Annotated in this window: 18 protein-coding genes and 1 pseudogene; 8 read left to right on the forward strand and 11 right to left on the reverse strand. The window is 70.0% G+C overall.

All coding sequences use genetic code 11. The annotated features are described in order from the left end of the window. Window positions 1-236 precede the first annotated feature (236 nt). From HLK59_RS37600 to HLK59_RS37620, 5 genes and pseudogenes are all read right to left on the reverse strand, one after another. Window positions 237-749 (reverse strand): annotated as a pseudogene (locus HLK59_RS37600) (3-oxoacyl-ACP synthase); the annotation flags it as partial. Beyond that, window positions 746-1588: an SDR family oxidoreductase gene (locus HLK59_RS37605; RefSeq protein ID WP_171146121.1), complete on the reverse strand. Its 843-nt coding sequence runs from the start codon at window positions 1586-1588 to the stop codon at window positions 746-748. The pseudogene HLK59_RS37600 and the gene HLK59_RS37605, both read right to left, overlap by 4 nt. Continuing rightward, entirely contained in the window at window positions 1585-2643 is a 1059-nt protein-coding gene (locus HLK59_RS37610; RefSeq protein WP_171146122.1) for a ketoacyl-ACP synthase III, read from the reverse strand. The genes HLK59_RS37605 and HLK59_RS37610 overlap by 4 nt, the downstream gene beginning before the upstream one ends. After that, window positions 2640-4460: an acyl-CoA dehydrogenase gene (locus HLK59_RS37615; protein WP_171146123.1), complete on the reverse strand. Its 1821-nt coding sequence runs from the start codon at window positions 4458-4460 to the stop codon at window positions 2640-2642. Before HLK59_RS37615 ends, HLK59_RS37610 begins: the two co-directional genes overlap by 4 nt. 29 nt (window positions 4461-4489) lie before the next feature. After that, a complete protein-coding gene (locus tag HLK59_RS37620) occupies window positions 4490-5473 on the reverse strand; it encodes an acyltransferase domain-containing protein (RefSeq protein ID WP_171146124.1) in 984 nt (327 codons plus the stop codon). 220 nt (window positions 5474-5693) lie between these two features. Between HLK59_RS37620 and HLK59_RS37625 the strand changes: the two genes are divergently transcribed. Together HLK59_RS37625 and HLK59_RS37630 are read left to right on the forward strand one after the other, a co-directional pair. Further along, window positions 5694-7061: a hypothetical protein gene (locus HLK59_RS37625; protein WP_171146125.1), complete on the forward strand. Its 1368-nt coding sequence runs from the start codon at window positions 5694-5696 to the stop codon at window positions 7059-7061. An 86-nt stretch (window positions 7062-7147) separates the two neighbouring features. Further along, window positions 7148-8272, forward strand: a complete 1125-nt coding sequence (locus HLK59_RS37630) for a 4-hydroxy-3-methylbut-2-enyl diphosphate reductase (protein WP_171146126.1) — start codon at window positions 7148-7150, stop codon at window positions 8270-8272. 130 nt (window positions 8273-8402) lie between these two features. Here HLK59_RS37630 and HLK59_RS37635 read toward each other — a convergent pair whose 3' ends face one another. From HLK59_RS37635 to HLK59_RS37645, 4 genes are all read right to left on the reverse strand, one after another. Beyond that, window positions 8403-9152, reverse strand: a complete 750-nt coding sequence (locus HLK59_RS37635) for a class I SAM-dependent methyltransferase (RefSeq protein ID WP_171146127.1) — start codon at window positions 9150-9152, stop codon at window positions 8403-8405. Then, window positions 9149-10621 (reverse strand): asparagine synthase, encoded by a 1473-nt coding sequence (locus tag HLK59_RS37640; protein ID WP_171146128.1) that lies wholly within the window; start codon window positions 10619-10621, stop codon window positions 9149-9151. The genes HLK59_RS37635 and HLK59_RS37640 overlap by 4 nt, the downstream gene beginning before the upstream one ends. 456 nt (window positions 10622-11077) lie before the next feature. After that, window positions 11078-11203 carry a hypothetical protein gene (locus HLK59_RS52140; RefSeq protein WP_277349565.1) on the reverse strand — a complete coding sequence of 42 codons (126 nt, stop codon included), beginning with the start codon at window positions 11201-11203 and terminating at the stop codon, window positions 11078-11080. A 221-nt stretch (window positions 11204-11424) separates the two neighbouring features. Further along, the gene (locus tag HLK59_RS37645) at window positions 11425-11802 is read right to left on the reverse strand and encodes a hypothetical protein (protein WP_171146129.1); all 378 of its coding nucleotides are present in this window, start codon (window positions 11800-11802) and stop codon (window positions 11425-11427) included. Between the two features lie 166 nt (window positions 11803-11968). Between HLK59_RS37645 and HLK59_RS37650 the strand changes: the two genes are divergently transcribed. From HLK59_RS37650 to HLK59_RS37675, 6 genes are all read left to right on the forward strand, one after another. Next, entirely contained in the window at window positions 11969-13222 is a 1254-nt protein-coding gene (locus HLK59_RS37650) for a helix-turn-helix transcriptional regulator (protein WP_171146130.1), read from the forward strand. Between the two features lie 14 nt (window positions 13223-13236). Next, window positions 13237-13602 carry a hypothetical protein gene (locus HLK59_RS37655; protein ID WP_171146131.1) on the forward strand — a complete coding sequence of 122 codons (366 nt, stop codon included), beginning with the start codon at window positions 13237-13239 and terminating at the stop codon, window positions 13600-13602. A 25-nt stretch (window positions 13603-13627) separates the two neighbouring features. Beyond that, window positions 13628-14053 (forward strand): hypothetical protein, encoded by a 426-nt coding sequence (locus HLK59_RS37660; protein WP_171146132.1) that lies wholly within the window; start codon window positions 13628-13630, stop codon window positions 14051-14053. Window positions 14054-14379: 326 nt separating this feature from the next. Further along, on the forward strand, window positions 14380-15315 hold the full coding sequence (locus HLK59_RS37665) for an ABC-three component system protein (RefSeq protein ID WP_206328065.1): 936 nt from the start codon (window positions 14380-14382) through the stop codon (window positions 15313-15315). 1 nt (window position 15316) lies between these two features. Continuing rightward, window positions 15317-15562, forward strand: coding sequence for an ABC-three component system middle component 6 (locus HLK59_RS37670; protein WP_171146133.1), 246 nt, complete (start codon window positions 15317-15319; stop codon window positions 15560-15562). Further along, entirely contained in the window at window positions 15562-17325 is a 1764-nt protein-coding gene (locus HLK59_RS37675; RefSeq protein WP_171146134.1) for an ABC-three component system protein, read from the forward strand. The genes HLK59_RS37670 and HLK59_RS37675 overlap by 1 nt, the downstream gene beginning before the upstream one ends. A 51-nt stretch (window positions 17326-17376) precedes the next feature. On the opposite strand, the gene HLK59_RS37680 is transcribed toward HLK59_RS37675, so the two are convergent. Both HLK59_RS37680 and HLK59_RS37685 read right to left on the reverse strand, forming a co-directional pair. Then, the gene (locus tag HLK59_RS37680; RefSeq protein WP_171146135.1) at window positions 17377-18639 is read right to left on the reverse strand and encodes an MFS transporter; all 1263 of its coding nucleotides are present in this window, start codon (window positions 18637-18639) and stop codon (window positions 17377-17379) included. After that, the coding region (locus HLK59_RS37685) for a rhodanese-like domain-containing protein (protein WP_171146136.1) at window positions 18636-19262 on the reverse strand (627 nt) is incomplete at its 5' end. The genes HLK59_RS37680 and HLK59_RS37685, both read right to left, overlap by 4 nt.

Below are 19262 nucleotides of genomic sequence, written 5' to 3' on the forward strand. Positions count from 1 at the left end.
CACACGTGTGTGGCCTATGCACCTGCCCCGCCGCCAGCCTCCCGCGCGTCTGCGCCGGTCTCCCTTGCGCGCCGGCCACGGCGCCCGCGCCCGTCCGCCGCCCCGCCTGCACCACCGCTCTGGCCCTCGGAGCCGACCCCTACACCCCCATCGTCGACCCCACCGACCGCGAGCCCCCACCGCCCTCCCGCGCCGGCGCCGGAGCCCTCCTGCTGCCCCCCCGCCCCCCCGCCGAACCCGGCGCCGTCGCCGAAGATCGGTGCGGTCTCGCGGTCGGTGGGGTCGACGATGGTGGTGTAGGTGTCGGCTCCGATGACCAGGGCGGTGGTGCAGGCGCTGCTGCGGATGAGCGCGGTCGCCGTGGCCAGCGCGTACAGGAAACCGGAGCAGACGGCCGCGAGGTCGAAGGCGGGGATGGTGCCTAGGCCCAGCCGGTGGGCCACGGAGGGAGCGGTGGCGGGGCAGGGGTGGTCGGGCGTGGTGGTGGCGAGCAGCAGCATGTCGGGGCGTAGATCCCCGGCGGAGGCGAGTGCGGCCCGTCCGGCGCCGACGGCGAGGTCGCCGGTGCTGGTGCCGGGCTCGGCGTGGCGGCGGCGGGCGATGCCGGTTCGGTCACGGATCCAGGTGTCGTCGGTGCGCAGGGCGCCGCGTACGACGATCGTGTCGTTGTCGACGACGTGTGGCGGCAGGCAGGCGCCGATTCCCGCGATCACCGCGGTGGAATTGCCGGTGGACACAGGGCTGTTCATGTGGTGGCAAAGGGGGAGGCGGGCTTGGGGTGGCCGGCCAGGCCGCCGTCCGGTACGGCGAGTCCGCCGTCGACGACCAGCGCGTGTCCGGTGACGAACGACGCGGCCGGAGAGGCGAGGAAGAGCGCGGCGCCGACGACCTCGTCCGCGTCTGCCCAGCGGCCCATCGGGACATGGCTGGTGAGCCAGTCTGACAGCGGGCCCGTCCCGCTGGCGAACGCGGTCATGTCGGTGCGGGTCCAGCCGGGGCACAGGGCGTTGACGCGGATGCCCTGGCGGGCCCAGCCCACCGCGAGGCTGCGGGTGAGGGAGAGTTGCGCGGCCTTGGTGGCGGCGTACGCCTCCATCATGGGGGTGCCGACGAGTCCGGCGACGGACGACATCAGGATCAGGCTGGCGCGGCCGGAGTCGGCCAGGTGCGGGTGGGCGGCCCGGCACAGGGCGGCGGTGGCGTTGAGGTTGACGGTGACGACGGCGTCCCAGTCCTGCTGGTGGGCGTGCTGGAGTGGCGCCAGCTGAGGGCTGCCGTCCTCGGTTGTGGGCAGGGTGCCCGCGTTGTGGACGATGACGTCGAGGCCGCCGAGCGCGGCGGCTGCCCGGTCGACCAGGTCGGCCGCCGCGCCCGGCAGCGCGAGGTCCCCGTCTAGGGCGACCGCCTTGCGGCCGCGTTCCTCCACGGCCTTGCGGGTGTGGTCGAGCGCGGGCAGGGTGCGGGCGGTGACGGCCAGGTCGCAGCCCGCGTCGGCCAGGGCCTCGGCGACGGCTTTGCCGATGCCACGGGATGCGCCGGTCACCAGCGCGCGGGCACCGTCCAGGCGGAACAGGTCCAGGGCGTTCATCGGAGCACTCCTTCAGACGCGGGACGTGCAGCGGGTTGTGCCGAGGTGAGGGCGGGCGCTCCGCTCCAGGTGAGGAGGGCGCTGCCCCAGGTCATACCGGCGCCGAAGACGGCCAGCAGCACGCGGTCGCCGGGGCGCAGCCGGTCTCCGGTGGCGGCGCGGGCGAGGGCATAGGGTGCGCTGGCGGCGCCGATGTTGCCGACCTCGTCGCCGACGACCACCAGGCGGTCGGCGGGGATGCCGAGGTCGGCGCCGATGCGCCGGAGCAGCACGGGGTTGGGCTGGTGGGCGACGACGCAGCCGACGTCCTCGATGCCCAGCCCGCCGCGGACGAGGGCGTCGGTGATGAGGCGGGGGAAGGTGTCGGTGATGAACCGGCCGATGGCGCGGCCGTCCATGTGGATGCGGTGGCCGTTGTCGGTGAGAGTGGCCGTGCTGGCTGGGCGGCGGCTGCCGCCGGCCGGGATCAGGACGCGGTCGGCGAGAGTGCCGTCGGAGCCGAGGCTGAACTGTGTGAAGCCCTGGCCGTCCGGTACCGGTCCCAGGATGGCGGCGGCGGCCCCGTCGGCGAACAGGACCGCGGTTGCGCGGTCGGCCGGGTCGAGGAACTTCGAGTACACCTCGACGCCCACCACCGCGGCGTACCGGATCTCGTTGCTGCCGCGCAGCCAGTCGTGCGCCACCTTGGCCGCGAACAGCCAGCCGGAACAGGCGGCGGCGACGTCGAGGGCAACCGCGTTGGCGGCGCCCACCGCCGTCTGGATCCGGCAGGCAGTCGAGGGCCCCAGTTCATCGGGCGTGGAGGTGCCGCAGACCAGCAGCCCGATGTCGGCCACGTCGATGCCCGCGGCGTCGGCCGCCGCCCTGACGGCATGCGCCGCCAGATCCGAGGCGGCCTCCTCGGGTCCGGCCACGTGGCGTTTGAGGACTCCGGTGCGTTCGCTGATCCATTCGGCTGTCACGCCGGCGCCGCGCGCCACTTCGTCGTTGGTGCGCACGGTGGGCGGCAGGTGGGTGCCCATGCCGAGGATCCCGATAGGGCGCTCGCCCGTCATGCCATGCCTCCTCGGGTCCAGGCGCCCTCGGCTGCAAGCGCGGGGTCGCAGGTCGTCGGCGCGAGGTCGTCGGGGTGGGCGAACGCCTCGGTCAGCAGCGGCAGATGGGGAAGGATCTCGTCGCACAGTTCGTCGGCGGCATCGGACAGCGCCTGGATGTCCGCCGGGCGCAGCGTTTCGAGGGCGAGCAGGGAGCCCGACCAGCGGCGGGCCGCCGTGACGCCGTGCAGAGCCGCCAACGCCCGCAGCGCGTCGGCCAGTTCGTGGTCCCGGATCCCGGCGAGGGTGCGGGTGACATCCTCGGCGACGAGGGAGTTGGCGTAGATCTCGCCCAGGAGACCGGCATCCTCCAGCAGGGGGTTCCACCGCTCGAAGGGGGTGCCGGGGTCCGTGGCGTGCGACCGCTCGGCAAGGTGCCGGGTCAGGTCGTGCTGGTGGCGTCGTACGACCGCCGGCCACCAGTGCGCGGACGTGGGCGGTGTGCCGGTCGGCGGCGGGAGCTCTGCTGTCTGCCCGGCCGCTCCGGCCTCGGCGAGGGCGCGTCCGATGTCGTAGAAGATGAGCTGGCTGTCCCCGCCGGCCGCGTCGAAGGCGTGGTGGAAGCCGTGGTAGGCGGCCAGCCGGTTGGCGTCCAGGTGTCCGGAGAAGCCGCAGCGGCGCTGGCATTCGGCACTGACGCGGGCGGCCAGCCGTACCGCCGCGGCCTTGTACGCGGCCAGCGGCTGGTGCACGGCCGTCCACGGGCTGAAGCCCATCTCCGCACCGCTGTGGTCCGTGGGGGCCGCGCGGGATTCCTCCCACAGGGCGCGGGCGCCGTGAGCGGCGCAGGTCAGGGCGAACGCGTCGGCCAGGGCGCCCAGCACGGCGCGCTGCTGGGTCCGGTACGTCAGCAGCGGCACGCCAGGGGCCAGTCTCCCCTGGGTGCTGCGGCCCTGTGCGTAGGCGACGGCCTGGACGGCGGACCGGCGGCTGGTGGCGGCCGCGACCGCGGGCATGCTCGCCCACAACCCCTGGCCCACGCGCAGGGTGCGCTGCAGGCGCCGCTCCGCCGACCCGGCCTGGTCGTGGAAGGCCCCGTCGGGCGCGATGGAGGCGCCGTCGGCCAACCAGTGCGCGTGCGGCAGCCGGACCTGGTGAAAGCGCACCTGTACGTAGTCCAGGGGCAGTGCGCCCAGGCCGATGGGCGCGGAGACCTCGACGCCCGGCAGCAGCCCTGCGTCGTCGGTGAGGTCGGCCACGAACGCGAAGACCCCGCGGTCGGTGCCCTCGGTGACCAGCCGTGCGAGCACCACCGCCGTCTGCGGTACGTCCAGGGTGCCGGCGCTGCCGAACTTGGCGGCCCGCACATCCGGGGTGTGCAGGAGGAACTCGCCGGTCTCCGGGTCGAGTTCGGCCCGGGTGCGGGTCGCGAGGTGGCTGTTGGCCCCGCCGGCCTCCGTGATCAGGTAGACGCCCTTGGCCCGGCCCGACCGCAGGGCCTTGACGCGGGACATCACCTCGTCGGATCCGTCGCCGAGCTGGACGATGGATCCCAGGCAGAGCAGGTGGTGGACGAGCGCCGCCAGGCAAAGGGAGGGGTCGGCGACCGCCGCCCAGGCGTGGACGGCGGCCAGCCGTGCCGGGTCCTCGAAGAGGTCGTGCGGCAAGGTGTCGCCCAACAGGCCCAGGCGGTGCAGCAGTTGTCTGCCTCCGCTGTCGTCCGGGACGTCGGTGGTGAGGGCCTGGCGCAGTTCGGAGAGGAAGACGGGGTCGCAGGGGCCGTGGACGAGTCGCTGTATCTCGTCGCGGGTGACCATCGGCAGAGGAGCAAGGGGCATCGCTGGTCCTCCAGGACCGGAAGGCGGTTTCACCAGGGGAAGTCGGGTTCGGCCAGAGGGGCGTGGACGGGGGGTGCGACAGGGCTCGCGGCAAGGACTCTGCGGGCGCTTACGGTCAGGGCGTGGCCCGTACCCGCTTCGAAGAAGACGTCCGGCCGGTGCAGGGCCGCCTGGCGCAGCACAGTGGGCACCACGGCCGGCCGTACCAGACAGTCGGCCAGGCGCCGGGGCAGGTCGTCGTCGGGGCGATAGCGGCGTCCGGCCACCGCCGAGTAGACGGGCACACGCGCTTCGGCCAGGGGATAGGCGCGGACCGACGTGGCGAACACCTCGGCCTGGTCGGCCAGCGCCAGATGGTGGGAGGAGAACGGCAGACGCAGCCGCACGGCACTCACCCCCACATCACCGGCCACCTTCTCGATCCGGGCCAGCGCCTGCACGGGGCCCGCGACCACCACGGAGCGGTCGTCGTTGACCACCGCCACCACCGCGTCCGGCGCCCCGGCCCCCTCCAGTAGCCGGCGGGCCGACTGCTCCGAGCAGCCAAGCAGGGACAGCCCGCCGGGACAGGAAGCCAGCACGACGGCGAGGTCATGGGCCACCCGTGCGCCATCGCCGACGGTGAGAACCTTGGCGGCGGTCAGCGCGGCGATCTCCCCGAAACTCACCCCGACGACCGCCGACGGCACCCCGTAGGACGCGCACAGAGCCTGGTGTACCGCCACCGAAGCCCCGAACAGGGCCAGTTGAGCAGTGCCCGTGGCCGCCTGCGCCAACTCCCGCCCGCTGGGTGGCCGCTGCCCCAGCAGCCAGGGGCTCAGGGGCCGCAAGCCGCGCTCGACCGCCACCTCGTCGATCTGCTCGAAGACCTCACGGACGGCCGCGAGCATGCCGCCGGCCTGGGCGGCACGGATCAGGGATCCGACGGAGAAGTCTCCCTGCCCCGGGAACAGATGGACCGTCCGCCGCCAGGAAGGCCACGGCTGCGGTGTAGGCGAGGGTCTGGTGCGCATCTCGTCCTTCCGTTCGGACAGCTCAGTGGTGCACAAGGGGCGTACGGCCGATCCGGATGCGCCCGCGGTGCGCACTGTGTGCCGCACCGAGCAGGGCCGCACCCTGAGCCTGCCTGAGCGAAAGCGCTTCCACCGCCTATGCGGGAGGCAAGCGTGTTGAACACATGCGGACGTTGAACACCAGTACTTGCGAACGGATGAGCGGGACAAGGAGAGGGGTGTGCGATCGCCCCGTACGCCGAACCAGGCCCTGCGCCTGCTTCTGGCCGAGGCCGGGTGGAGCGGGGCCCAACTCGCCCGCCGGGTCAACGCACTCGGCGCCGAGCGCGGCACCCCGCTGCACTACGACCGCACCACGGTCGCCCACTGGCTGGCCGGCAGCCGCCCCCGTCCACCCGTGCCCGACCTCGTCGCGGAAGCCCTCTCCCGACGTCTCGGCAGACCGGTCCGATTACAGGACACTGGACTGCTCGACACCAGGCAGCCGGGACACGGCGCCGGGGCGCCGCCCGGTGAAGGGAGCGCCGTGGAACGCCTCGACCGGATCCTGCGTGACACCGACCGCCGCAGTCTCGCCCTCGTCGGCGCCTACTCGCTGGCGGCACTGGCAATTCCGTCCGGTCCGACGGGTGCCGGAGAAAGCAGGGCTGCCGCGTCCGCTCCACCGGCGTCCGTCGGTGCGGCACATGTCGCCTCCGCCCGGGAGCTGCTCACCGTGTTCTCCCGCAGTGACATCGTCTTCGGAGCCGGATCGGTGCGCGAACCGCTGCGCCAGTACCTGTCCACCACCCTGCTTCCCTGGCTCAGAAACGACATGAAACCCGCCGTCCGGCGCGACCTGTTCACGGTCGCCGCACAGCTCACCTACCTCTGCGCATTCGCCCATTTCGACATGAACCGCCACGCCGCGGCGCAGCGTCTCTACCTCACGAGCCTCGAACTCGCCCGCGAGGCCGGCGACACCATCGGTCAGGCGCTCGCCCTGCGCGGACTGAGCGTGCAGGCCCACGAACTGGGCCACCTCACGCAGGCGGATCAGCTCGCCGAACACGCCGTACGGACCGGAGCGCGTCACGCGCCGCCCCATCAACAAGCCTTCCTCCTAGGCCAGTTGGCCGTCACTCAGGCCGGCCTCGGCGACCACCGCCACACCCGCCACCTCCTGGCGGCCGAGCGGTGCCTGGAGAAGTCGGCCGACGGCGCCTCCGCCGTCGGCGCCTTCCACGCCGGCTCACTCGCGCTCCAGCAGGCGGCCGTGGCCAAGAGCCGGGGAGAGCACCGTACGGCCGCCCGGGCCCTCGCCCTCTCACTGCGCCACCGGCCCGCCGACGAACGCCGCTCCCGGGCCCTCGGACTCGCCGAACTGGCCGAGACCCAGCTGGCATCCGGCCACCTGGAACAGGCATGCCACACCTGGCACGACTTCCTCGACATCCTCCCGGCCATCCGCAGCGCCCGCGCCGACGACCGCCTGCGCACCCTGACCGCAGCCCTCCGCCCGAACGCCACGAACCCCGCTGCCGCCACGCTCCTCGCACGAGCACGCCAGACGCGCCCACGGAGCCCAGGCGGGGGTCCATCGGAGTGACAACCGCGGGCACGAGGAGGGGTAGAGCCGCGCGGACGTGTTGGATGTCGTTGCCGTTCCAGCGATCCTGCAACCCCACCAGGAAGATGAACCGAAGCGTCCTCACGGAAGTACTCCACTCCACCACCCTCCACGTCGCCCCCGGCAGCCTGACCGTCGCCACGTCCTGGCGGCACCCCTCGCGCGGCCTGGTCGACTGCCCGGCCCATCGCCTGCTCACCGCACACGCCCGGCAGTCCGGCCTCACCGCCGACCCCCGCTCCTTACCGAACGAAGACCTCCGCGACGGCCTCACGACGGCGCCGACCACCGTCTTCACCGTCTCCTACGAACGCCCCGAAGGCGGACACCGCGGCCTCGCCCTCGCGACCCACAGCGACGACACCACCGCAGTTTCCTTCGCCCGCCGTCAGATCGAGTCCTGGCGAGCGGTCCTGCGCACCCGGCGCGTGCTCTACGTAACCGCGCCAGACGACGTCGCCCCGAGTCCGGCGAGCGCCTCGGTACCGGCACAGACTCTCCGAGACCCCGGCAGCCGGTGGCGCATCTGCGGCTGCCCCGTCAGCGTCAGGTGCCCCTCTGTCGAGAACGCGGAACGCGAACTGCACCGGTTCCTGGAGCGGGGGGACGACGTGGTCGTCGTAGGCACGCCCGCCGCTGGATCCGGCGCCTGGGCGGGCCGGCTCGTTCACGGAAACCCCAGAACCGTCAGCACTCCGCAACAGGCCGAGGCCCTCGCCGTCACCGACCCCGACCGCCTCGCGTTCGTCGTCGCTCCCGGTGCCGTCGTTTCCGAGGTGGCGGACATCCTCAACGTGCTGCGCCGTCGCCATCAGCACCTGCGAGGCCAGCACCCACATGAGTGGTGCTACACCATGGACGACCTGCACACGACGGTCGGAGCAGCACTCGCCCAGTCCGACAGGCTCCTGGTCGTCGGCCGCGACACCACCCCCGTAACCCGAGCGGCGATCACCCAGGTGACCCGCATCCCCCTACCGGTCCGCGCCGTGACGACACTGGACCTCCTGCGCCCGGACGACATCGACGCCGCCACGATCACAGTCCTGGACGCCACACCCGACGGGCGGGACCTCAGGGAGCTGAGTCAAGTCCTGGACGGCCTAGGCCCCACAAGCCACGTCCGGCGGCAGTCGCGCTCCTCCAAGGAAACGCCACAGCCCGCCTTTCGCCCGCTCCCCTCAGGCTGAACCCCAGCCCCGGGCCCGGACCGGGAAAACGGCCTCCCCTTGGCCGGCGTGCCACCGGGACAGGTCGCCACAGCGGAGCGGGATGTTCCGAATGTGGTCCTGCAGGCGCCGTGTAGTGCCGACGGTCGGTTCAATTCTCGTAGCGGGCCACCGTGTAGGCACCTGGACCGATCAGCGCGTCTCCTCCGGATTCGTCGGTGATCGCGAGGACGTCGAACCCGGCGTGCGTGGCGTACAGCTCCAGTTCCCGTGGCCCGACGATGCGTCGGCGGATGGTGTCGTTGGCTTCCTCACCGGAGTCGAAGGCCCAGTGGCGGCGCATGGTGTTGATCTGCGTCCGCAGGTCCCACTCGTAGGCGATGGTCACGGTGGCCGTCCCGAGGCGTGTCTCGACGCGGGCCTGTTGAGGGCTCGGCGACTCGATCGGGGCTACCGGGGAGCACAGGACGAGCAGGGTGTCTCGGTGGGCGTGCGCGGCGAAGGTTTCGAACGCTGCTTGAACCTCCCGGTTGCCGTGCGCGTAGGACAGCGAGTTGCCCAGGCACGTGAGGACGTCGGCGGTGTGGCCGAGGCGGACGGTGCGCATGTCGCCGACTCTGACGTCCAGTTCGGGGTGGGTGCGGCGCACGTAGTCGGCCAGGCGGGGCTGGAGATCCACGCCGACGCAGTCGAAGCGCTGGGCCAGCAGCTCCAGGTCCCTGCCGGTACCGCAGCCGAAGTCCAGCAGCGTGCGGGCCGCGGGGAAATGCTGGTCGATGAGCGCCCGGCAGACGCTCGCGCTGTCGCTGTCGGCCTGCACGCTGTCGTACAGCGCGGGTTCCCGGTAGAAGAGGTTGGACGCTTCGAGGCGTTCTGCCTCCGCGATGTCCAGGCTGTTCATGCAAGGCTCCGGAGTCCGACTTCCAGGGCGAGCGTGTCGCACAGCAGGTCGGGCACCACGGGGGCATGCTCGGCGTGCTCCCGGGCTCGCGCCAGGGCGACGGGATCAACGTAGCCGAGGTCGACCAGCAGTGACTCGCGGAGCATGCCGTCCAGGAGCGGAAGACCATAGCTTCGCAGGCCCGACTCCATGACCGCGAGGAAGTTCTCCGGCTCGGTCGGGGCTGCGACGGACTCGGGCAGTCCCGCGCGTCGTAGGCGGTTACGGAACATCGCTTTGCCCTGCTTGAGCTCGTGCGGCAGCTGTTCCATGAAGCGGACCATCCGGGGGTGGACGAGGGGAGCGACCGGCCAGATGCCGAGTTTCAGGTAGGCCGGGTTGTGCAGGCCGAAGGCCATGAGCGTGGGTACCGGGAGCACGGAGATAGGGGCGAGGTTCTCGTCGACCTGGTCCAGCGCCTCGATGGCCTTCTCCCCCAGCCACGGCACCGGGGCAGCCGCGGGGAGCACGGCGTGCGTACGCGAGTGATGGGCGTTGATCTCGTCCCCACCGCCGCCCGTGAAGATCACTTCGCAGTCGCGGGCGGCCACTTGCTGTCGTACGACGTCGAATGCCTCCTGGTAGAAGGCACCGGCCGGGTCATGCGGCACCCTGCACTCCCGGACTCCGCCCGGCACGAACGGCGGGTGCTGCATGGCAGGCACAGAAGTGTCCCGCAGCCCCAAGCGCTCCACCAGCTCGCGGCGCCGCGCCTGCTGAAGACGGCCGATCCGCCCTCCCATGAGCAACCCGAAGGTGTGGACGGAGCCGAAGTCGGCTGCGGCGGTGGAGAGCGCCACGTTGCTTGAGTCCGCCCCGCCGGACACTTCGACCCCAATGCAACTCGCCGCCGGGCGCCACTCCGCCACGACCTCGGTGAGCAGCGCATCGAAGGTGCCCACAGGGTCGACTCCGGCGCGCAGCGTTCGGGGTTCCAGCACGTGCTGGGCGGGTTCGGGGTAGTGGATCGTGAGGCCGGTGGTCGTGAAGGTGGCCGTCGCCCGTTCCGTGAGCCGGTGCACCCCTTCGAAGAGGGTGTCGGCGCTGTAGCGGTGTCGTCTGCTCAGGGTGCGTGCCACGGCCCGCGGAGTGAGCCGGTCGGGTCGCAGGTGGGGCCGGAGGTCGGTCAAGTCCCAGGAGCCGTAGAGGTCTTCTGCGACCGATACGAGATACAGCGGGGCGGTCCCGAACACGCCGGACGAGACCTGGATCTGTCCCGTGCGGACGAGCAGTGAGGTGTGGTCCGATTCCCCGTCCTTGTCCTCCCGCACCAGTACGCATGCGCTGGAGCCGTGCCCCAGCTCAAGTTCTGCGTTCAGTACGGTCGCGTGGGCGGGCCTGATCCAGCTCTCGCCCAACACCCAACGATCCGTGTCCCACCGCCAGCCAGAGCTGTGGGTGTCCGACAGCCGCAGGCGAAACGAGAGCACACCGCACCTCCCTTCTCTCATGGGGCGGCGGAGCCGGGTACTTGGTCCTGCTCCGCCGCGCTCACGGTGGATCAGCTGCAGTGGTCGCCGTTGTTGTCGCCGCCGCCCGGCATCTTGTCGCGCAGCGCCGCGTCCATGCTGGGGACGCCGGTGACCAGGTCGCCGGTGAACAGTTCGTCGATGTCCATGGCTTCTCCTCCTGAGGAGTGGGTGGACGAGCCCCGCGGAGTGCGGAGCCCTTGGACCCGTCCCGGCCGCCGACAACCTGGCGGCCGGGACGGGGGCTCGTCGGTGGTGCGACTGCCACGGCACCAGCAGACTGGTCCCGTGGCGGGAAGCCCGCTCCGGCCGAAGGGGAGTTGTGAGCCCGTCCCAGTGCGCGGAACTGGGTCTTCCTGGGGGCTCGCACGGCCAGAGCGGGAGTCGGTAGGTGCCCGTCGAGCGGGCTGGGAGAGGTCAGTCGGAGGCGAAATACCAGAAGGCCCAGGCGACCGGCGTCGTGGAGGCGATGATCAAGGCCGACAGCAGCCATTGCCGCCAGCCGTAGGGCTCACCACGCTTGTTCTGCCAGCGGTTCACCATCCCCGCAGCACCGCCAGCCCGATGGTGCCGCCGAGCGTGAGCACCGAGGCGACGTACATGACCTGGGCGGTGATCTGGTTCTTCACTGCTCGCCCGGCTTCGCTTCAGGCTGTCGGACGATGGGCGCAAGGCCGGGCGGGCTAACGAACAGGCGCCGTGCTCGCTTCTGATCGGGCAGGGTTGTTCCGGGCTGGCGCGCGGGCAGATCGGTGGGGGCTTGGCTAGCCATCGGCCTCGTCCTTCTTCTCTTGTGTCTCGCGGTAGACATCGGCGAAGCGCCGGGTGAGCAGACCGAGTTCGCGCATGTACTGGTAGGCGCCGAAGTGGGTGGACTCCGCCGTCGGCCGGCGGGTCAGGTCAAGGACCCGGTAGCCCTCCTGGAACAGCGCCTGCACGGCGGGGTCCTCCTCGAAGCCGAGGTCTTCGCCCATCAGCACCCTCAGGTGACCGATCAGGTCCCGGGTCGTCGCGTCGATCACCGAACGCTCGGGCATCACCAGCCCCACGGCGAGCGCCGTCTCCACGGACTCGTCGACCCCGTCCAGGAGGATCGGAAACTGCGCCGAGTCGGTCGGCGTCGTGGCGCTCTGGCTGCCCATGACCACACCCCTTCTCCGATGTCCACCGTTGCCGTTGCTGTCAACGTCCAGAAAACCGGCTCGCGTTGGCACAGACCACGGCGTCCGCGGGCCACTCCTGGGACACTTCTGGGACAGACGGGCACCGCCGGGATAGACACGGGTCGTAGCGTGGAAAGGGGGCGGTATGGGGTTGGCGGAGCGACGCAGGGCGCAGGGCTACAGTCAGGAAGGGCTCGCGCACGCCCTCGGCGTGGATCGACGCACGGTCGGGCGCTGGGACACCGGCAAGACCACTCCACAGCCACAACTCCGGCCGCGACTGGCTGAATTACTGAACCTCGACCTTGATGAACTCGACGTCCTGGTGGGACCGCCACAAGCAGCCCGCTCGGAGTCGGCAGGGTCGCCGCCTCGCGACCACCGCCCAGGGGACCTCGACGACATGATACGACGCCAGTTTCTGCGTGCAATAGCCGTCACCAGCGCCCTGGTGGCCCTGCCCGCCGACGACAGCGAAGCCCTCACGGAGGGCACGCTTCGCGGAGCATCCGACGACTTCCTGCGCATGAACAGCCACCTGTGGCACGTCTACCAACTCGCCCGCGCCAAAAGCTCTGTGTACCCGATCGTCCACGACCAGCTCACCACGCTCAACAACACCCTCAGCGGACAGCAGGAGACCGAGACACGAGCCTTGTGCGGCGCGGCCGGCGACCTCTTCCAGCTCGCCGGCGAGCTGGCCTTCGACGGCAACCGCTACACCGACGCCGCCGCCTCCTACACGCTGGCCGCTTCGGCCAGCAAGGAAGCCAAGTCGTACGACCTGTGGGCCTGCGCTCTGGTCCGCCACGCCTACGTCGACCTGTACGAGCGCCGCTACGCCGACGCCGCCAGCACACTCTCAGCCGCGGAGCGGGTGGCCCGGCACGGGGACGGCTCCCTGGCCACCCGCTACTGGGTCGCTTCCGTCCAGGCAGAGGCATACGCCGGCCTCGGTAACCTCTCCGCCTGCGAACGAGCCCTCGACACGGCGGAGAAGGTGACGGACCTGAACGCCCCGGCCCACAACGGCGGCTGGCTGCGCTTCGACGGCTCCCGCCTCGCCGAGGAACGCGGCGCACGCTACCTCCAGCTCGGCCGCCTCGACCTCGCCGAGAAGGCCCTCACCGCCGCCCTCGGCCAGGACGTCCTCGCCTCCGGCCAGTCCTTTCGACGCCGAGGCGCCGTCCTGACCGACCTCGCCTCCATCGGCGCCAAGCGCCACGACCCGGACCAGGTCCTCGCCTACGGCCGCGAGGCACTGCACCTCGCCCGGGAAACCTCCTCTGGTTATGTCGCCCGTAGACTCCAGAGGCTGCAGACGGACCTCGGCCCCCTCGCCCGCGACGCTCGCGTGGTCGAACTGGGCGCCGAGATCGACGCACTGTGCACGACGTGACGAGAGGGGAAGGCATGTCGCAGTCCGAGGGCTCACGACTGTTCCGCGAGGCTTGGATCACCGGAGTGCGCAAGCACTTCCCCGGCGAACCCAAACCCGGCTACGTGACCCCCTGGGAAGACACCCCGGAGTGGGAGCGTCAGGCCGCCGGCGCCGTCCACGACCAGGTGCGACAGTTCCTCGACCTCAGCGACCACCACGCCTCCCGCCTCACCCGCGAGCAGAAGAGCCGCTTCGTCGCCACCTGCTGGACCGCCCAGATGTTCCGGCACTTCGAGGACCCCAAGCCCGGCTACGTCGCCGACTGGGCCGACCTGCCCGACTGGCAGAAGGAAACCGACGCCGACATCTTCGAGGCCATCGAAGACGCCTCGAAGTAGCTGCACAGCCGCTGGAGGGAACGCCTTGACGCACGAGCTTCTCGCCATCTGCGACACATGCAAGAAGCCCGTCGCTGATGGCGAGGGCAGTCTCTGGGTCGATATGACGGAAGTCGACCAGGCAACGGTCAACAGACGTGCTTGGGAACAGCTCGCAACTGAACAGCTGGCGCCCGGAATCCACGGCTACTCCGCGGAAAGCCTCATGACGTACCCGAAGTCTGCTCGCTGGCAAGTCCACCACGTGGCCTGTGACCCTGCTCCTGACGCCAACGCATATGCGATCGACGTCCACCGCTGTCGGAGCTGGGCAGACCTCGTCCTGTGGACGGCCCACCTCATGGGCAAGGCGTGGCTCTCGGACACAGACTGGGAGGACCTGCTGGAGGCGGCGAGCCAGTCGGCAGGCAGTCGAATCACGCCAGTCGTTCCGCCCACCCTGAACCATTAGTTGCCCTGAGAGAGGGCCGCAGCCACGACTGAGCGGCCCGATGGAACGGGACTCCTGCCCCATCCAAGAGGGGCTGACCAGCAGCGATCGGCAGGCTGTAGACCGCCTCGCCGCCTTCACCGCCCAGCGCCGAGCCGCAAGTCTCCTCAGCCAGCTTCTAGCGAAGCCCCATCGTCATTGGCGCGATCGAGTACACAGTGCCGTCATTGGGCAATGACAGTCTGGGAACAGGTGGGCACACGGGGTATTCAGCACCCCGCTTTTCGCGGCTACTGTGATCACGGGCTATCGGGAGGGTGGCCTGCGGTTCAAGGGGGAGGAGAACCGTGAACGGCGCGCAGCGTATGTACGCGTATGTCAAGTTCATGGAGAAGTTGGCCGAGTTACACGGGGAAGCGTTCGAAGGCTTCTTCCATGACGTTATGTGTGCCCGGTACCCGGACTTTCTCGACGTGCGTACCCACGGCAACTTGGGCGACCAGGGCTCCGATGGCCTGAGCCTACATGCCGAGAAGCTGTATGCCTGCTATGCGCCCGCCACCTTTGACATCGCCAAGGTCCGCAAGAAGTTCCACGACGACCTGGATTCCTCCCGGCGGCAGCGTCCGGGCCAATTCAGCACCTTTGTCTTCGTCCACAACGACCTCCGCGGGATACACCCCGAGGTCGCCACCATGTTGGCCGAAGCGCGCACCGCACACGCCCCGCTCCGCTTCGAGCAGATGGGCCGCAGGCGCTTATGGACTGAGCTGCTGCCCCTGCCGTGCGAGACAGTCGAGTACATTCTTGGCTGCGAGATACCCATCGAGGAACAGATATACGGGGTGGGCATGGGCGACCTTGCCCCTTTGCTCGGTCGGCTGAAGGAACAGCGTCTGACCGCTGATCCGCTGATGAGCCTCGCGGAGGTCAGCGACAGAAAGCTCGACTTCAACCGGATCGTTGGAGAAGTACGCGAGGATCTGGTGAACGGGATGCGGTACACCCACCTCGTAGACCAGTACTACGCCGGCGTGTACGACCCGTTCGAGCACGACGAAGTGGCCGCCGCGTTCACCCAGGAGTATCTGGTCGCGCGCGAGCGCAGCACGGACCCCGACTTGGTCCTGCTGGACCTCCAGCACTACATCCACGGCAACCGCCTCCAGAGCTCTCGAGAGTTAAGCGCTGGCTGGGTCGTCCTCGCTCACTTCTTCGAGCATTGCCACATCTTCGAGAACGCGCCAGAAGGCTGGTCGCCCAACGGATCGGGGAGCAGCTGACATGCTGACCCCCACCAAGGGCATTGCCCCTGACCGGGCCCTGCTCGCCGTCGGCGCCCAAATCCTGCAGGAACTCGACAGCCCCCTCACCGTCAGCCAAGCATGGGCCCGACTCAAAGCCCGGCGCACCGAGCTCGGCCACGGTTCGCCTGTCTCCTTCGGCTGGTTCGTGCTCGCACTAGATGTCCTGCACGCCCTCGGAGCGGTTGAGATCCGTGACGAACTGCTGATGCCCAGGAGGCCCTGATGCTGCGCCGCCTGAGCGCCGACGATCCGCGATTCCGCCGCATCGACTTCTCTGCCGGCCTCAACCTGCTCGTGGCCGACACCACAGACGTTTCTGGAGACAAGGACAGCCGCAACGGCACCGGCAAGTCCAGCATGGTGGAACTCCTCCACTTCCTCCTCGGCGCCCGTGCCGACAAGAGGAGCCTGCCCGCGCGCAAAGCCCTTCGGGAAATTGCCTTCAGCCTCGAACTGGACTGGCCGAGTGCCGACGGTGGGCTGCTCACCGCTACCCGAAGTGGGGCTCGTCCAGAGGTTGTGCGGCTGAGCCAGGACGTCGACACCGACGGGCCCGGGCATGAATCGCTCTTCGACATCGACATCGCTGGTCCCGTAGACATCCCAGCGGCGCGGTGGACGAAGCTGATCGAGGCGGAACTCTTCGGACTACGTGGAGAACACCCCGGATTGAGTGGCAGGACGATGCTGTCCTTCTTGATCCGCCGGATTGCCAGTCACGCCTTCAACACTTCGACCCGCACGTACAGCCAGCAGTCGGAAGCCGACGCGGCCACCAACCTTGCGTATCTCCTCGGTCTGGACTGGAAGCTCGCTGGTGGGTATCGCGAGATCTCTGCCCGCGAGGCGACCCGCCGCCAACTGCGCCAGGCTGTCAACGACCCGGTGTGGGGACGCATCGTAGGCAGCACAGCGGAGCTCAGAGGCCAGATCACCATTGCCGAGGAGGAGGTACGGCGGCTTGAGGAGCAGATCAAGGCATTCCGCGTCGTGCCGCAGTACGAAGAGCTGAAGCGCCGTGCTGACGAGATCGACCGCGAGATTCGATCCCTCAACTCCCAGGATTCAATCGATCAGCGGAACCTCTCGGACCTGCGGGCCGCGGTACGAGATACCACCGACGGAGATGTGAGGTACCTGGAACCCGTCTACCGGGAGCTGGGCATCCTGCTCGGTGACCAAGTCAAACGACGTTTCGATGACGTGAAGGACTTCCACAGGTCGATCATCCGCAACCGGCAGCGATACCTCGCCGAAGAGGTCGATTCCCTCGAAAGCCACCTCGCTGACCGCGCCACACAGCGCGAAAGACTGGGCGCCGAACTACAGCAGGTCTTGCGCACCCTCAACGAAGGCGGTGCCCTGGAGGCCCTCACCGCTCTCCAGCAGGCCCTCGCCCAGAAGCAGGCTTCAGTGGAGGCACTGCGCCACCGCTACGAAGCGGCACAGACGCTGGAAGCCAGCGCCTTGGAGATCAAGGCCAAGCGCCTCGACCTTCAACGTGCCCTCAAAGATGACCTGGACGAACGAGCCACGCAGACCAGCGAGGCCACGGTCCTCTTCTCCGAGTTCGCGCAACGGCTGTACGGCTCAGGACGCCAGGCATATCTGGAGTTCGACGCCGGCCCCAGCAGCCTGCGTATCGTCCCGCACGTCGACAGCGATGACAGCCGCGGTATCGGCAACATGGTGATCTTCTGCTTCGACCTCACGATGGCGGTCGTCGCCCATAGGCACAGTCGGGGCCCCGACTTCCTCGTTCACGACAGCCATCTCTTCGATGGTGTCGATGACCGACAGCTCCGCGACGCCCTGGATCTGGCGGCAGAGGTCATGGAGCGGGAAGGCATGCAGTACATCGCCACGCTCAACTCCGACGACCTGCAGAAGGCTCAGCGCCGAGGGTTCGACGCATCGGGAATCATGCTTTCGGTTCGTTTGGACGACGAGTATGAGGACGGGGGGCTGTTCGGGTTCCGCTTCTGAGGCGGTCGGCTCCATGGTGCCCGACCAGGGAAAACAGGCACATCTCTGGTCTCAGGTGTCCGTCGGAGTGGGTCGCGGGTGGGTTTCGTACATGCGGACCGCGACGACGAGGCCGGAGGCGGCGGTGAGGGCGGCGACGGTCCAGATTGCGGTGGTGAGGCTGTAGGCGTCGGCGAGGACGCCGGCGACCAGCGCGCCGACGGCGAAGCCGCCGTCGCGCCACAGCCGGTAGACGCCGACGGCGCGGGCGCGCCAGGCGGGGTGGGCGACGTCGCCGATGACGGCGAGCAGGGTCGGGTAGACCAGGGCGGTGCCGATGCCGAGCAGGATCTGGGCGGTTGCCCAGACGGGGAAGGTGGTTCCGGCGGCGACGAGGGCAATGGCAGCCGCCTGGAGGAGCATGCCCGCGGTGATGAGGTGCTTGCGGCCGATGTGATCGGACCACCAGCCGGTGAGCATCTGGCCCGCACCCCATACGGCGGGGTAGAGCGCGGCGAGGACGCCTATCTGGGCGATAGACAGCCCGTGGGCGGCGAAGAGCAGCGGGAAAATGCCCCAGGCGAGGGCGTCGTTGAGGTTGTTGACCAGGCCGGCCTGGCTGGCGGCGGACAGGGCCTTGTCGGTGAGGCTGGTGCGGCGGGCGATCTGGGCCGTGGTCAGCTCCGTGGCTGTCTGGACGGGGTGGAGCGCGGCCTCGGCGCGGGCGTGGTCGCGGGTCTCGTGGACGAAGAGGGTGGACAGGGCCAGGGCCAGGACTAGGTAGGTGGCGCCGAGGAGGAACGGCTCGGGCCGTAGCCCGGCGTGCTCGGCGATGGCGCCGGTGGCCATGGCGGTGGCGGCGACGGCGATGTATCCGGCGGCCTCGTTGAAGCCCATGGCCAGGCCGCGGCGTTCCGCGCCCACCAGGTCGATCTTCATGATGACGGTGGTGGACCAGGTCAGGCCCTGGTTCATGCCGAGCAGGATGTTCGCGGCGATGATCCAGGCCCAGCTCGGGCCCCAGGCCAGCATGGCGGGCACGGGCAGGGCGATCAGCCAGCCCGCGATCAGGACCGGCTTGCGGCCGTGCCGGTCGGAGAGGGTGCCGGCGAAGAAGTTGGTGATCGCCTTGGTGGTGCCGAACGCCAGGATGTAGGTGAGGGAGGCCGTGTAGGCGGACAGGTGGAAGACGTCGTCGGCGAGCAGCGGCAGGACGGTGCGTTCCTGGCCGAGCATGCCGCCGACCAGGGCGTTGACCGCGACGAGCAGGGTGAACTGGGCGAGGTTGGCGCGCAGTCCGAGCCGTATGCCGCTGGGGGTTGCAGTGGCGGTCACGCGCCTTCCTCCAGGGGGCGGCCGGTGGCCCTGGCCCAGTCGGCCGGTCCGCCGTCGAGGACGGCGAGGTCGTCGTGGCCAGCGCGCGCGAGGAGGCTCGCGGCGGTCATGGCGCGCTCACCGTGCCCGCAGGCGACCACGGCTCCGGAGGGCGCCTCGTCGCTGCGGGCGGCCAGTTGGCCGAGTTCGATGCCGACGGCGCCGGGGATGTGGCCGCCCGCGTGCTCGGCCCGCTGCCGGATGTCCAGGACCGGGCGGTCGGCGATGCGGTCGGCGGTGAGCAGGTCGATGGTCTGCTGCTGTCCCCCGTCCGCCTGCCACACGGTCCACTCGACGTGTCCGGCCAGCCGCTCGTAACCGATCTTCAGGGCCTGCCAGGTGAGTTCGGCGAGGTCCTGGCCGGGTGCGGTGACGAAGACCAGAGGGGTGTCGTCGGGCAGCAGCCAGCCGAGCCAGGTCGCGAACTGGTCGCGCAACGGGATGGAGATCGCGCCGGGGATGTGGCCGTGGGCGAAGTCCGGGACGGGGCGTACGTCGATGATCTGGGCGCCCTGGCCCATCAGTTGGCTTGTCTTGGCCGCCGAGAGCGCGGGGAGGGCGGGGGCGATGGAGGTGGCGTGGGT

Source organism: Streptomyces sp. S3(2020), assembly GCF_013044505.1.
GTDB lineage: Bacteria > Actinomycetota > Actinomycetes > Streptomycetales > Streptomycetaceae > Streptomyces.

Bases quoted from the DNA above. Each gene is read 5' to 3' on its own strand.
- HLK59_RS37650 (WP_171146130.1), top strand. From the start codon at position 11,969: ATGGGGTTGGCGGAGCGACGCAGGGCGCAGGGCTACAGTCAGGAAGGG.
- HLK59_RS37645 (WP_171146129.1), bottom strand. From the start codon at position 11,802: ATGGGCAGCCAGAGCGCCACGACGCCGACCGACTCGGCGCAGTTTCCG.
- HLK59_RS37630 (WP_171146126.1), top strand. From the start codon at position 7,148: ATGAACCGAAGCGTCCTCACGGAAGTACTCCACTCCACCACCCTCCAC.
- HLK59_RS37655 (WP_171146131.1), top strand. From the start codon at position 13,237: ATGTCGCAGTCCGAGGGCTCACGACTGTTCCGCGAGGCTTGGATCACC.
- HLK59_RS37605 (WP_171146121.1), bottom strand. From the start codon at position 1,588: ATGAACGCCCTGGACCTGTTCCGCCTGGACGGTGCCCGCGCGCTGGTG.
- HLK59_RS37610 (WP_171146122.1), bottom strand. From the start codon at position 2,643: ATGACGGGCGAGCGCCCTATCGGGATCCTCGGCATGGGCACCCACCTG.
- HLK59_RS37635 (WP_171146127.1), bottom strand. From the start codon at position 9,152: ATGAACAGCCTGGACATCGCGGAGGCAGAACGCCTCGAAGCGTCCAAC.
- HLK59_RS37615 (WP_171146123.1), bottom strand. From the start codon at position 4,460: ATGCCCCTTGCTCCTCTGCCGATGGTCACCCGCGACGAGATACAGCGA.
- HLK59_RS52140 (WP_277349565.1), bottom strand. From the start codon at position 11,203: ATGGTGAACCGCTGGCAGAACAAGCGTGGTGAGCCCTACGGCTGGCGG.
- HLK59_RS37670 (WP_171146133.1), top strand. From the start codon at position 15,317: ATGCTGACCCCCACCAAGGGCATTGCCCCTGACCGGGCCCTGCTCGCC.
- HLK59_RS37620 (WP_171146124.1), bottom strand. From the start codon at position 5,473: ATGCGCACCAGACCCTCGCCTACACCGCAGCCGTGGCCTTCCTGGCGG.
- HLK59_RS37675 (WP_171146134.1), top strand. From the start codon at position 15,562: ATGCTGCGCCGCCTGAGCGCCGACGATCCGCGATTCCGCCGCATCGAC.